Source organism: Actinomadura fulvescens, from assembly GCF_039533225.1.
GTDB classification, from domain to species: Bacteria; Actinomycetota; Actinomycetes; order Streptosporangiales; family Streptosporangiaceae; genus Spirillospora; species Spirillospora fulvescens.
This window is the reverse complement of the sequence record NZ_BAAATD010000015.1, coordinates 153,509-165,841: the sequence shown is the minus strand read 5'-3', so window position 1 is coordinate 165,841 and position 12,333 is coordinate 153,509. Positions and strand designations below refer to the sequence as shown.

Below are 12,333 nucleotides of genomic sequence, written 5' to 3'. Positions count from 1 at the left end.
GGAAGCGGGCGCGGCGCTAGGCCGCGTCCCGCTCCCAGGGGGTGGCGCAGTCGTGGCAGCAGCCCAGGCGGCGGCGCAGCACATAGCCGCGATCCAGGCCGCATCGCGGGCAGGTCCGCCGGGCCGCCATGGCCTTGTCCAGGGCGGCCCGCTGGGCTGGGGAGGGGGCGCGTTTGGGTAGCGCCAAGCGCCGGTCATAGAGGTAGGCGACCCCGAGTCCGCGTCGGCGGTACCACAGCACTTGCGCGGCCACGTCCTGGCCGCCGGGGCGGAGCCCTTCGGCGGCCAGCTGGCGGCGGGTGGCCAGGTGCGGCGGCGCCATCCGCCACGGATAGGTGGGGATGCCGTACCGGTCGCCGCGCGGGTCGAAGAACCGGGCCGGGCTACGGCGTGCCATCGGCGCCGTGCCGGTTGGGGGTCCAGCGGTGCCCGCACCCGCACCGGTGCCGCCCGTCCGGCAGCACCTGCACGGAGCGGACCGAACCACAGTTGGAGCACCCGGCCGCACGTTCGGTGCCCGTGGGCGCCGACAGGCCAGGCCAGCTGGTGAGGTCGGGACGTGGACCGGCCGCATGGACCGGCATCATCATCGGGTTCGTCATCGCGCACAGCGCTCCCTTCTCCCCGGGTGGGGGACATCGGATGACGAAGGGTCCGGGTGTCTGGCACCGGGTGAGACGGCCCCGCCGCCGCCCACCTGCGGCGCGGGCGAGGGCGGGGCCGTCCGGACTCGATGTCAGCCCCCGAGCAAGGACCCTGGGTGGCGCGTGTTAGGCGGCCAGACCGGCGCCGGCCTCGGGGATGAGGTCGTTCAGGGTCCCTGCCGGTAGCGTCCGACCGGGGCCGACGGTGACTCGGGTGACAGAGAACCGCCACCACTCCCCGCCCCGGTGCCGGGCCGCTACGAATGCACGCACCAGCGGCACGCAGCCGTGCGCACTGTCGCGGTCGCAGAACGGGCCGAGCGCCAGCGCTGATTCGGCCATCCGGGCACTGGTGCGCACCGAGACGTAGAACCCGACCGCGTTCCCGGTCGGCTTGGTTCGCGTGGGCAGGGCGGTGACGATCGACGCGGAGTGGGTGGGGATGCTGCGCATGAGCAAGGGGTCCCTTCAGGACGAACCCGTGCAACGCGTCCAGGCCCGCCCCCGGGGGGTGATCTGGGGCGGGCCTGGACGGGTTGCAGGGGTGTGGGTGCCGCGGGCGCGGCTACTTGTCGGACGGGTGGTCGTCGGTGTCGCCAGCAGTGGGCGCGGTGCTCACGTCGGCTTCCAGGTAGAGCGAGACCAGACGCGAGTTGCCGCGGCGCGGGTAGGGCCGGGAGGTCTCCAGCAGCGTCACCACGTCCGCGATGCGGTCGGCAGCGGCCTGCACCTCCGCCGGCAGTCCGGTGAGTCTGATCTTCACCATCAGGTCAGGCCACCTGCACGTTGGGTTCGTAGGACCGGCGGGCCTCCATGGCCTCGACCTCGACGTCCCGCAGCTTGGAGAAGCTGTATCTCATCCCGGCCAGCTCGAACTCGACGCACTGGGAATGCTCGGTCGCCTGGTGGTCGATCTCGATTCCCGCCGCGGTCAGCGCCGCGGCGGCCCGCTCGATCACCTCGAACGCCTCGGTCTCAGTCCCGGCCAGCGCGAACGAGACCCAATGGTGGGGACTGTGCGGAACCTCCGGCAGGCGCTCCAGCAGATCAGCCAGCATCCGCAGACCCGCGATGTACCCGGCCCGCGTACGATCCCGCTTGGCAATCAACATGAACAGACTCCCTTTCCTTCGGGGTGGTGAACACAGCAAGCAGCGCCCCGGCCAGGACGGCCGAAGCGCTGCAAGAACAGGGGGTGAGGGGAAGACGCTGGGACTCAGCGGGCGACCGCCAGCCGATGCACCGGCGGGGCCGCCGGCGGCTTGGGCCGCGGGATCACCCGAGTCCGGCGACGCTGACCAGCGTGCCGGGATGCCTCGGCCAGCCGGGCTCGCCACTCCTCGAAACTGAGATCGACTTTGACCTTCTGGCCACTGCCTGGACACCACGGCGCCGGTGGCCGGAACTCAGCTGGCCAGGCATCCGCGCCCGGCACGTTCGGGCCGCGGTGCGGCGTGATCATGCTGCGCTTGATCGAACGCCACACACCGCACTCGGGACACCCGATCAAGGTGCAGCCACCACGATCGGACAGGCTGAGCAGGTTCGGAGGGAGCTTGCTGGCCAGGATGATCGGGCGGCCGTTGGATCGCATGGGGCGAGTCCTCCAGGGTTGAGACTGTGACCTTGCGTTCTCCACCCCGCACGGAGGATGGCCCAGACCATTACGATTCAGGGCCCGCCGTGCGGGACAGGCAGCGCAAGCGCTACAGACCTTCCTCGGCATCGCCTGACAGCGCCGGTCCAGGGACGAACGTCAACCCGTACACACGAGGGCAACAGCCACCGATGCCTTCTTGAGTTGTAAGCTAGTCGCCAAACGTTTGGCGTCTGTGCCTCTGATTGTGGCCACCTCCGAGCGAATGTCAAGAGGCGTCAATCGTTTGGCGTTTGGCGAAATCTCTGGTTAGGTAGTCCTAACAGAGCTAGGAAGGGCAGGTAGATGCAGCACTCCGAGCGACACGGGTTCCGCGAGATCGCCTCGAAAATCCGTCAAGAGATCATCGAGGGCCAGTGGCCGACCGGGGCGGTCCTGCCTCCCGAGCCGGAACTTGCCGAGCGGTACGGCGCTTCCCGTAGCTTGGTGAACAGAGCGATGCAAGTACTCGCCGCCGAGGGCATGGTCCGACCCCGGCAGGGACGGGGAACCATGGTCACCTGGCTACCGCCCATGCTCCACTCTCCCGCGCGCTACGACCGAGCTACCCGTGAGAACCAGGGCGCGCGCGGAGCATTCGACGCCGAGGTACGCGCTCGCGGACTGGAACCCCAGCATGAAATCAGCACCGAGCACGCCGAGCCCCCAACGAACGTCGCCGAGATCTTCGGCCTGCCAACTGGAGAGGTCAACTGCCTAGTGCGACGCCGGCGCCTGCTCGCCAGCGGCATCCCCGTCCGGCTCAATGCCAGCTGGTTCCCCCTCGACATCGCGGAGGGCACCGTCCTGGAGGAGAACGGCCCTGTCATCGTCGGTGGCGTCAAGAGCGCCCTGTCCGAACTCGGCTATGCACAGGTATCAGCACGAGAGGAGATCGTGCCCAGCCGCCTGCCCAGCACCGCAGAAGCAAACGCGTTGGAGATCAGTCCCGAGCGCACCGTCGTGGAGATCACCCACGTGGGCATGACCGCCGAAGGACGAGCCGTTGAGGTGACCATCTCGGTCGCCCCCGCGCACTACCTGACGGCCCAGTACGAATTCCCGCTCGCCTGACATCGGAGACCTCAACCACATGATCACGCGCCTCGTCCAAGACCACGCTCACCAGCTGGCAGCCGATGCCCGACTACCCGCATTCGTCTACGATCTGGCCGCACTCCGCGAGCACGCGGCCGAGGTCAAGGCAGCGCTCACGGCTCCTGGCGCACCGGAAATCTTCTACGCGGCCAAGGCCAACCCGGACGTGCCGATTCTCCGCACGCTCGCGCCGTACGTAGATGGCATCGAGGTCGCCTCTGGTGGCGAGCTGGCCCATGTCCGCGAGGCGCTCCCAGACGCCCGCTTGGCCTTCGGCGGTCCCGCCAAGACCGACGACGAACTGGAACTGGCGTTGAAGCTGGGCGTCGAGCGCATCCATGTCGAAAGCCCTCACGAGCTGTCCCGCCTGGCGAACATCGCCCGAACGGCCGGCCAGGAAGTCGATATCCTCCTGCGACTCAACCTCGCAGGCGACCGCAGCGGCGTCGCCCTGGCCATGAGCGGCCCCTTCGGCATGGACCCCAAGCTCATGGAGTCCTGCACCGACATCCTGACCGCCTCACCATGGGTCCGCCTGCACGGCATCCATGCGCATCTGGCCTCCGGACTGAACGCCTCCGCCATGGTGGCCCAATCCACCGAGATCCTCACCTGGGGACGCTCCTGGCTCGACAAGATCGGCCACACCGGCCCGCGTGAGTTCAACCTCGGCGGCGGCATGGCCGTTGACTACGCAGCACCCGACACCCGATTCGACTGGAAGCAGTACGGCACCGAGGTCGCCGCGCTAGCCCGACCCGGCGAGACCCTTCGCATCGAGCCCGGCCGAGCCATCAGCGTCTACTCAGGCTGGTACGTCACCGAAGTCCTGGACGTCAAGGAAGCCCATGGCCAGTGGTACGCCGCCCTACGCGGCGGCACCATGCACATCCGCACGCCGGTCACCAAGCAGCACAATCAACCATTCATCGTGCTCAACCGCGACGGCACCGGACCCACAGTCACCAATGAGCCTGTCACCCTCGTGGGGCAACTCTGCACCCCGAAAGACGTCTTCGCACGCGCTGTTCCCACGGAACGGATCACAGTGGGCGACCTGATCGCCTTCTCCATGGCCGGCGCCTACGCCTGGAACATCTCTCACTACGACTTCCTAATGCACCCCAAGCCGACATTCGAATACCTAGGCGAGTAGTCCGACACAAGCGGGCCGCGGCTGGAGGTGGACAGCCGCGGCCCTTTCGCATCCTGTGCGGCCTTTAGCTACGCCCCCAGCCCCTAGGCGCGAAGTGCACCCGCGTGCCTAACGCGGCGACGTGTTCCCCTCTGCGTCCGGATCGGTTGAGCTTGTGTCCTGCCCGTTCGGGGTTCTCTCCTGATCGCCTCGGGGCGTCGCTTCCGCTTCAGGCGGACCGGTACCGCTGGTGTGGAGTAGTGGGCAGTCTGGGCGGGGGCAGTGCGCATGCGTGCAGGTGTTCAGGTTGGCTAGGGCGTAGCGTGCGTCGACGACAGCGGGGGCGTCGTGCTCGGGGCTGCCATATAGGAAGCGGGACATGGCGTCCACTGGGGTGTGCAGGTTGCGGACTTCGGTGAGGATGCCGAAGGTAACGTCCCGGTCCAGCCAGGCCCGGTGCACAGCCTCGGCCCAGGCAAGGAGTACACGGTAAGCAGCGTCGCGTACGTCGGGCTGCTGCAAGGTGGTAGCCCATCCGCTGATGAGGAAGTCACGAACCTGCGGAGTGCCTTGAGCGAAAGTGATCAGGCCGCTCACCAGGCCGCTGGCGGGCGAGGCACCGGCTGCCGCACCGTGGTCCGAGGGGTCGATCAGTGCCAGGAAGGCACGCGGTCCGGCGGCATGGTCCGGGAATCGTTCCAGCCACGTTTCGATGGTTTCGATGATCCGTTCCAAGCGACCCTGCTCTGCGTGTCTCACCAAGGCCGCGGCGGCCATCTGAGCAGCTTCATCGTCATGGGCCAAGATGTGTCGGAGCCGAACCAGGGCGTGGCTTGGCCACCGTAGCCCATAGGGACCGGCACAGACATGCGCCACGACCTGCCTTCGAGCCGCGTTCTTTGATCCGGCCCAGTCCAGTAGTTTCGCATGGGCCAGCCGAGCGAGTTCTTCGGTTATGGCTGCTTCGGTCAGCAGCTCTGCGATGAGAGTAATCCGATCGCCGTCGATGCCTGGTGTTGCCCATGACTCCAGGACGGCGAAGAAGGGAGGGTCTACCGCAGTGCGTGAGAGCTCCAGTACACGCTGACCGACCTGTTTGCTCCACTTCTCCGCTACTGCACCGGGAGCAGTGATGCGTTGGAGCCACTCGCGCGTCTGAGTGCGTTCGTCGGCCCAGTGATACCAGTCGGTGCGGATGGCCGCCATCGCAAGTCCGGGTCGGCTGGCGAAGCTGGCAGTGTCGGTCTCGGTGACATCCACTCCGACGTCGCGCAGTCGGCGCCGAGGGCTACGCCCCTCACGGAAGCGCTGCCGAGTCTGGTCGCCGCGCGGGTCGAACTCGATCGCGGCCTTGATGCATAGTTCCAGCGGTGCACCTTCGAAATACGAGGCGGCCAGCAGCATGACGCGATCCTGGCCGCGAGTACCGCCCTCAGCGAGAAGCTTCTCAAGGTAGTCGGTCCATTCCAGGACCCACTCGCGAATGGCCTGCAGATTCTGTCGGCCTCGCTCGGCTACTGCGGCATCCTGGCTGTGTTGGTCCTGAACCGCAGTGTCTACATGCTCCGGCTTGACCTGGGCGAGACGTTCGGCGATGCGGACTGCGTCGGCCGGGCTGACACTGCGAGGGATCAGGTCCGCGAAAATGCCGGCGGTCTGATCGGGGGGCGACGTCTGGCGCAACAACCCAGCACGGCTAGCGGCCCTGCTCGTGTCGGCCTGAAGCCAGTGTGCCTGAACGGGACAGTCAAGCCGGTGGAGTAGGTGGTTGCGGGCCACCTGCGCGGCGTCGGGGCGAGACGCTGGCTCAGACAGTCGGCCGTCCGGCCAGTCTGTGAGACCGCCGACCACCACCAGCCCCGAACGGATCTGTTGGAGCCCTGCGGCCCACGACCTGAGGGCCTGTGCTGCCGCCGGACTCACAGTCCTCTGGGCGGCGTCCAGTACGTAACCCTGTCCGGGTAGCGGGTCGGGAAGAACCTCTAGGGGCGGTACCTCACCCTCTTCCCAGTCAGGAGACAGATCCCAGATCTGCGCGGCATGGGACTCCGTGGATGACGGGTCCGCTGACTCAGGTAGCGAGAGGTAGTCGCGCAAGGCCCGCAGGGCCGACGTCCTGCGCCCGGTCCCATGCTCCCCGATGATGACGGCCAACCCGTGCAGGCTGAGTTCCTTCCGCACGTGCTGAGGCGTGGAGGTAAACGCCCACAATGGATCTATGGTTGCAGCAAGTTCTTTCTGTGACACTGGATAGACGGGCAGCTTCGGCAGCCGATGGATATTGATAGGTGCCGTGTTGCTTCCGCCAATTTGAACGGTCGGGGCGGTATTGCCCTGCGCGTACTGACGCGGACGCGCACCAAGCGGTTCCTCCTGCACGCTCACTTTCTCCCCGTTTGCACATCGCCGGAGTTATCACGCCCGATCTGGACGACTGAGCCTTGGTTACCCACGGCGTTCTGCCGCGGCAGCACGGCATCTTCGGGACGGGAGGCGGCTAGGGCCGCCAGGTCCTGCACTGCGGCTGGGAAGTCCTCAGCCAGCGTGAGGAAGCGTCTCTTCCAGCGGTCGACCAGTTCCTCATCACTCACTTCGGACACCTGGGCCTGGTCGGCGTCCAGCCGACGCAGTTGGCGCTCCTGCTCGTCCTCACCGCCATGCCCGAAGAACCGGGCGACGGCAGCCCGCATCGAAGCCCAGCCCTCCTTGGTCATCTCCGCCACGAGCGCGGCAGCAGCGGCCCCCGCCATAGCCACCAGTTGAGCCTGATCACTCATCTTGACCCCGTTCAGTTGTGGTGGTGCGGCCCCCGTTTACTCCCGCCTCCCCAGGCCGGACGGATGACCTCTGCGGAAGGATATAGGCCATTCCAACGGAGTTGGGTCACCTCCCGCATATCATACAAAGCGGGTTGCAAATAGCCCCACTTCTAGTTGGACCGAAATGCCCGGTTACACTCAACCGCGCCGTGGAGAGCACCACGGTGCGGGGCCGCAGCAAAACCTTGCCGGGACACCTGCCGAGCTTGCCGCGCCCCCCGCCGTCGACTCCGGCGCACCTACGCCACTCAGCTACACCGCGGCGCCGATGAGCGCGGTCTTCCTAACTCGGGACGCGACGCTGGCGCTCTCGCGGATGGGAGCGAGCTGGTGCCGCTCACGTGCGGTCAGGTTCGGCGACCGCCGGGCGCTCACGGCATCCAACCTGGGAAGGGGCAAACACACGGCGTATCGGGGGATGCGTGACCCCTGTGTGACCTTGGAGCTCCAGGGGTCTGAGCCATGCCTGCCCGGCAGGACCGACACCGGGCTTCAAGCGTTACCCAATCATGGTCGTTCCCCCCATGCGCCCCCATGCCGCCACCGGCCTGCGTTCTCCCGCTGATTCGGCGCAGGTCAGGGTGATGATCCGAATGCATAGCTACCCTGACTCCTAAAGCGGGTGTCGCAGGTTCGAATCCTGCCGGGGGCGCACAGAACATGGGAAACTCGGGGCGGCGCCGGGCGGGCGCCGATCGCGGCGCTTGTTCGGGTTGATGGCCCCTGATGTTGCGGCGTTGAGTGTGTGCGCGATGTCCTCTCGAACCGTGACACGGATCACGGCCTCGTGCCGTGGCTTGTTGTAGCGGGCTTGAAGCTGGAAGGCGTCGTAGAGGCGGCGTCGCAGTTCCTCGGACAACTCCCCCTGCTTGATTGGTAGCTGCGGGAGTTCCTCCAGCACCGCCGCATCGTCAAACGCCGCGGCAAGCGCCGCGCCCCGGTGGCCGTCGGCAATTCGGTACTGACCATCGCCTACCACCTGCCGTCTGACCCGACGCGCACTTCACCAAGCTCGGTGCCGACCACCACGGCTCGCGCCACGAGCACGTGGTCTCCTAGCCGGTCGGTCTGGTCTTCAGGCGGGAGAGGTAGGTGGATGGGGCCGGCGTTGGTGTCGGGCGCTGTCAGCGGCCATCAGGTCGAAAGTATGGGTGTAGCGCAGAGCGACGGCACCAGTGCGGTATCGGCTACGCGGCCTTCGCCGTCCTGCTGGCGGCAGGCCCGCTCCTCAGCTGCCGCCGGACGATCCGCACCGAACTAGCGGGGCGTTGTCCTGCGCGGTGCGGTTGGCAAAAAGGTGCCGATTGTTTGTTTGTTCCCACGGGCATGCGTCACTGTTTGTGAAAAGGTGACTACTTGGTGCCAAAGCGGGTGCACCCGTACGCACCCCGCAGGGAGAGCCGATGCGCTCGCAGATGCACTCCGACAGGGCATGGTTGTGGCTGGCGTTGACGGCCGACACCGCGATCGCGGCCGCCGATGCGGCACTGACCAACAACGTGATCTTCATCGGCCTGCTGATCGTCGGCCCGCTGCTCGCCTCAGCACGGCTCAAGAGCGCGGCCACGGCACTGGTGGGCGGCTATGCGGTGCTGTTGGGCCTGGCGTTGGGCGTCCCCGATCACATCTTCGGCAGCCACGACCACCTGTTGCGGTGCCTCATCGTGGCGGTCGGCGGCGCCTTCGCCACCCTCACCGCCTACATCCGCACCAACCGAGAAGACGCGCTGACACATATGACCCATGTGGCCGAGGTGGCCCAGCAGGCGCTGCTTCGTCCCATCCCACCCGACATCGGCGGGCTGGCCTTCGCCCACCGCTACCGGTCGGCGGCCCGCAAAGCCCAGATCGGCGGGGACCTGTACGACGTCGCGCTCACCCCACACGGACTGCGGCTGATCATCGGAGACGTCAAGGGCAAGGGACTTCCGGCCATCCAGCAGGCGGCCGCCGTGCTGCGCTGCTTCCGCGAAACGGTGTTCACCACCGCCGCCCTCACCCACCTGGCCAAGGAACTCGATGCCCGCATAGCCCCGGAACTGGCCGCCGAGGACTTCGTCACCGTACTGCTGGCCGAGTTCATCCCCGGCCACGTACGCCTGGTCAACTGCGGCCACCCACCACCACTCCGCATCGGATCACACACCCAACTGCTGGACGCACCGCAACCGTCACCACCACTCGGCCTAGACCCCGAGCCGGTACTCCAGTACGCCCACCTGACCGCTGGCGAACGCCTGCTGTTCTTCACCGACGGGCTCATCGAGGCCAAAGACCCCTATGGCGCCATGTTCCCCCTGGATGAACGCGTCAGCGCTATCTTGCGCACACCCTTCCTGGACGAAGCGCTCCAAGGCCTGCTCGACCTGGTGCTGACCCACACCCACGGCCACTTCCATGACGACCTGGCCATGGTGCTGTGCCAACCCAGTCCCGCCACCTCACACGACCAGCCCTCAGACCGCCATCCGGAAAGGGCCCCGTAACACCAACTGTCGGGAACCAGTCGAGGCCGACCATGGGGCGGGGTCGGGTTCGTCGGCGGTGTGGATCGCGATGGGTGAGGCGTCCAGCTGCAGGACCTGGCCGTGGGAGGGTGCACGCCGTCGGTGCAGGGAACCCAGGGCCCGCCGTGAGGGTTGTCGCGGTCGCGGCGTGGTGGGTGGGGAGGTAGTCGACGGCTGGGGTCTTATCGAGTGACCTGGTAGATGAGCAAGGGTTCGTCGCTGATGGTGGCGCCGGGCTCGTAAGGCTCGGGCTGATCTCGGGTGTCGGCGTATTCGATGATGATGACCGTGCCGGGGAAGGCCCTCTGGAGTGCGGCGGCAAGGTCGCGCGTCGTGTCGTAGTCGTCCGGAATCAGCGGGATCTCGGCATCGTCCAGCGACAGCGGGGTGCCGTCGGCGTGCTGTCCGTAGACGGCGTACTGGGTGGCGCTGTGGCCTCCCGTGCCGCTGATACTGGGACGTGATTGCTGGCTCACGTGAATCCGGAGTACGGCGTCGTGGTGAGGACGGCGTCCACAAATGTCGGGCGTCTGACGGGATTCGGGTTCGGATGCTGAGGCTGGGGTCATGGATCGTCTCCGTCGGTGGCTGTCTCACGCCGCGGAGCGAAGTCTCCGCTTCCCCAGCCGGGCCGGGTAAGGCGGCCCGGCTGGGGAGCCGGATTCGCCGGACTGCGTTATCGGCCGACGCCGCCGGTCAGTTTGATGGTGAGCGGGTTGTCCTTTCCACCGACAAGCGCGTTGATGATGGGGGTATCGAAAAGGCAACCCCATGACATTTCGGGGATCTTGTAGGTGCCGACGAGGGTTCCGCCGGTTGCGATGTCGAAGGGGCCCTGCGACACGAGGTTGAGTTGCGCGGGCTTGGTCGTCTTGCAGTCCGGCAGCGGGATGGGGATGCCGAAGTGGCCGGTCTCGAGGATCTGGATGTCGATGGGCCCGGTGACGTTGACGGTGTCGGCCTTGATGGTGCCCTTCCATTCACCCGCCTGGGTGACCTTGACTTTGATGTTGGTCGGCAGGAACCCGAAGAGGTTGAACTCGCTGCGGGCCTCCGGAGTGGTGACGGTCACCGAGGAGATCTCGCCGCTGTCCACATCGGCGCGAACCGTGGCCTTGGTGGGCGTGAAGGTGAGATCGGCGCCGATTCCGGTGATCTTGGTCTGGGAGGTTCCTGAGTAGTTGTAGTCGCGCGGGGCGGCGTAGCCGGGCTGGGCGAAGCCCGTGAACGCGGCGGCGGCGGCAACTGCGCCCGTCACGACCCTGGCGATGACTCTGGTTCGGACCCGCATTACCGAGGCCTCCATTCGAGGGGTGGCTGATGTACGGCTGTCCAGTGCGATCGCTTCGCACCCGACGCGTGTACCACAGTCTGTGTCACACAGCGAGCCGTCGACTATCGGGACGACTTAGCTTCTTGGGCGGAAGATTGGTCGAGCACTGACAATCGCGCGTCGCCGGAGGGCGTGAGCCTGACCATGAGCCGGGCCGATCGACGTGCCCCAGTGGCCCCAACGGTCGGAGGTCGAAGCGGCCGCGCGGTGTCCCGCGGCCCTCGTACCACCAGCCGTGGTCCACACTCCAGTCAACGATCACTCGCTCGTGAACACGGTGTCATGCGTTTCAGGTCAGGCTAGGTAGGTCCGCATGGTGACGGTGCGGGCGGACGGGTCGTTGCTCACGGTGGCTCTGGAGCGCCCGCAGGACCGGGTGGGGCCGCTGTCGAAGGTGCCGTGGACCTGTCCGTTGTTGGCGGTGGGGTGGCCGAAGACGCCGGCGGCGGGTGCGGCCTGATCGCAGGGCGTGCCGCCGAAGTCTTCGATCCAGCTGACCGAATTGGTGATGCGGCTTTTACCGGCGGGGGCCAGGATGGAGCCGATGTGGGTCTCCTTGCCGGTACTGGTGTCGATCATCCAGGCGCCCCAGCGGTGCCGGTCACCGGTTTCGGCTCCCAGGTACCACAGACGGTACTTGTACGTTGTGCCGGGCTGCCAGTTGTAGAGGATCCGGCAGCTCTTTCCCACGCCTTCGCCGCCGAAGTCGACGCAGACCGCGCCGGGGCCCGGGCGCGCGTCGGCCGCGTTCCAGATCGAGAAGATGGCGAGCTTGCCACGCTGGCCGTTGCCGACCGAGCCGTCGGTCTGCAGCCCGAGGTATCCGCCGTCGCCTCCGACGAAGCCGAACTGGTGCGACCAGAACCGGGTCGGTGCCGATTGGGTGATCCGGACGTTCTGGTCCAGGTTCCACAGCTGCGAGCCCGTGGGGTAGCGCCACCAGGTCCATACCCCGGCGCTGGTGGCGTGGGCGGGCACCGTTCCGAGCGAGGCGAGGGAGGCGGCGCAGAACGTGACGATCACAGCCCGCCAGCGCCTCCTGCAGTCACCGTTCCGTCGAGTGCCGCTCGGTCGTGTTCTGGGAGAGAGCATCGGAAGTTCCTTCCGTCCTCGGGCCCCCCGATTGCTCGCTGATGCGTAATTTATGCCGAAATCAATCAG

At 66.9% G+C, this 12,333-nt stretch carries 15 protein-coding genes; 3 read left to right on the top strand and 12 right to left on the bottom strand.

All coding sequences use genetic code 11. From position 1 onward, the window contains the following. Positions 1–16 precede the first annotated feature (16 nt). The 5 genes from ABD333_RS39920 to ABD333_RS39900 form a co-directional block, all read right to left on the bottom strand. On the bottom strand, positions 17–397 hold the full coding sequence (locus ABD333_RS39920) for an RRQRL motif-containing zinc-binding protein (RefSeq protein ID WP_344547822.1): 381 nt from the start codon (positions 395–397) through the stop codon (positions 17–19). Then, positions 384–602 (bottom strand): hypothetical protein, encoded by a 219-nt coding sequence (locus tag ABD333_RS39915; protein WP_344547821.1) that lies wholly within the window; start codon positions 600–602, stop codon positions 384–386. Before ABD333_RS39915 ends, ABD333_RS39920 begins: the two co-directional genes overlap by 14 nt. 168 nt (positions 603–770) lie before the next feature. Beyond that, positions 771–1,097 carry a hypothetical protein gene (locus tag ABD333_RS39910; protein WP_344547820.1) on the bottom strand — a complete coding sequence of 109 codons (327 nt, stop codon included), beginning with the start codon at positions 1,095–1,097 and terminating at the stop codon, positions 771–773. 112 nt (positions 1,098–1,209) lie between these two features. Then, positions 1,210–1,410 carry a hypothetical protein gene (locus ABD333_RS39905; protein WP_344547819.1) on the bottom strand — a complete coding sequence of 67 codons (201 nt, stop codon included), beginning with the start codon at positions 1,408–1,410 and terminating at the stop codon, positions 1,210–1,212. Positions 1,411–1,414: 4 nt separating this feature from the next. Further along, complete coding sequence (locus ABD333_RS39900) at positions 1,415–1,756, bottom strand: hypothetical protein (protein WP_344547818.1); 342 nt, start codon at positions 1,754–1,756, stop codon at positions 1,415–1,417. 830 nt (positions 1,757–2,586) lie between these two features. Here ABD333_RS39900 and ABD333_RS39895 point away from each other — a divergent pair. Further along, on the top strand, positions 2,587–3,354 hold the full coding sequence (locus ABD333_RS39895; protein WP_344547817.1) for a GntR family transcriptional regulator: 768 nt from the start codon (positions 2,587–2,589) through the stop codon (positions 3,352–3,354). 19 nt (positions 3,355–3,373) lie between these two features. Next, positions 3,374–4,534 carry a type III PLP-dependent enzyme gene (locus tag ABD333_RS39890; protein WP_344547816.1) on the top strand — a complete coding sequence of 387 codons (1,161 nt, stop codon included), beginning with the start codon at positions 3,374–3,376 and terminating at the stop codon, positions 4,532–4,534. A 108-nt stretch (positions 4,535–4,642) separates the two neighbouring features. Here ABD333_RS39890 and ABD333_RS39885 read toward each other — a convergent pair whose 3' ends face one another. From ABD333_RS39885 to ABD333_RS39870, 4 genes are all read right to left on the bottom strand, one after another. Then, positions 4,643–6,898, bottom strand: coding sequence for a hypothetical protein (locus ABD333_RS39885; protein ID WP_344547815.1), 2,256 nt, complete (start codon positions 6,896–6,898; stop codon positions 4,643–4,645). After that, on the bottom strand, positions 6,895–7,290 hold the full coding sequence (locus ABD333_RS39880; RefSeq protein WP_344547814.1) for a hypothetical protein: 396 nt from the start codon (positions 7,288–7,290) through the stop codon (positions 6,895–6,897). The genes ABD333_RS39885 and ABD333_RS39880 overlap by 4 nt, the downstream gene beginning before the upstream one ends. 294 nt (positions 7,291–7,584) lie before the next feature. Then, complete coding sequence (locus tag ABD333_RS39875) at positions 7,585–7,707, bottom strand: hypothetical protein (protein WP_344547813.1); 123 nt, start codon at positions 7,705–7,707, stop codon at positions 7,585–7,587. Between the two features lie 238 nt (positions 7,708–7,945). Further along, on the bottom strand, positions 7,946–8,233 hold the full coding sequence (locus tag ABD333_RS39870) for a hypothetical protein (RefSeq protein WP_344547812.1): 288 nt from the start codon (positions 8,231–8,233) through the stop codon (positions 7,946–7,948). 502 nt (positions 8,234–8,735) lie between these two features. Here ABD333_RS39870 and ABD333_RS39865 point away from each other — a divergent pair. Beyond that, positions 8,736–9,818: a PP2C family protein-serine/threonine phosphatase gene (locus ABD333_RS39865; RefSeq protein ID WP_344547811.1), complete on the top strand. Its 1,083-nt coding sequence runs from the start codon at positions 8,736–8,738 to the stop codon at positions 9,816–9,818. Positions 9,819–10,021: 203 nt separating this feature from the next. Here ABD333_RS39865 and ABD333_RS39860 read toward each other — a convergent pair whose 3' ends face one another. The 3 genes from ABD333_RS39860 to ABD333_RS39850 form a co-directional block, all read right to left on the bottom strand. Beyond that, entirely contained in the window at positions 10,022–10,315 is a 294-nt protein-coding gene (locus ABD333_RS39860; RefSeq protein WP_344547810.1) for a hypothetical protein, read from the bottom strand. A 200-nt stretch (positions 10,316–10,515) separates the two neighbouring features. Beyond that, positions 10,516–11,097 carry a hypothetical protein gene (locus tag ABD333_RS39855; RefSeq protein WP_344547809.1) on the bottom strand — a complete coding sequence of 194 codons (582 nt, stop codon included), beginning with the start codon at positions 11,095–11,097 and terminating at the stop codon, positions 10,516–10,518. A 369-nt stretch (positions 11,098–11,466) separates the two neighbouring features. Further along, positions 11,467–12,195, bottom strand: a complete 729-nt coding sequence (locus ABD333_RS39850) for a DUF3472 domain-containing protein (RefSeq protein WP_344547808.1) — start codon at positions 12,193–12,195, stop codon at positions 11,467–11,469. Positions 12,196–12,333 lie beyond the last annotated feature (138 nt).

Bases quoted from the DNA above. Each gene is read 5' to 3' on its own strand.
- ABD333_RS39880 (WP_344547814.1), bottom strand. From the start codon at position 7,290: ATGAGTGATCAGGCTCAACTGGTGGCTATGGCGGGGGCCGCTGCTGCC.
- ABD333_RS39905 (WP_344547819.1), bottom strand. From the start codon at position 1,410: ATGGTGAAGATCAGACTCACCGGACTGCCGGCGGAGGTGCAGGCCGCT.
- ABD333_RS39895 (WP_344547817.1), top strand. From the start codon at position 2,587: ATGCAGCACTCCGAGCGACACGGGTTCCGCGAGATCGCCTCGAAAATC.
- ABD333_RS39900 (WP_344547818.1), bottom strand. From the start codon at position 1,756: ATGTTGATTGCCAAGCGGGATCGTACGCGGGCCGGGTACATCGCGGGT.
- ABD333_RS39910 (WP_344547820.1), bottom strand. From the start codon at position 1,097: ATGCGCAGCATCCCCACCCACTCCGCGTCGATCGTCACCGCCCTGCCC.
- ABD333_RS39920 (WP_344547822.1), bottom strand. From the start codon at position 397: ATGGCACGCCGTAGCCCGGCCCGGTTCTTCGACCCGCGCGGCGACCGG.
- ABD333_RS39865 (WP_344547811.1), top strand. From the start codon at position 8,736: ATGCGCTCGCAGATGCACTCCGACAGGGCATGGTTGTGGCTGGCGTTG.
- ABD333_RS39915 (WP_344547821.1), bottom strand. From the start codon at position 602: ATGACGAACCCGATGATGATGCCGGTCCATGCGGCCGGTCCACGTCCC.
- ABD333_RS39890 (WP_344547816.1), top strand. From the start codon at position 3,374: ATGATCACGCGCCTCGTCCAAGACCACGCTCACCAGCTGGCAGCCGAT.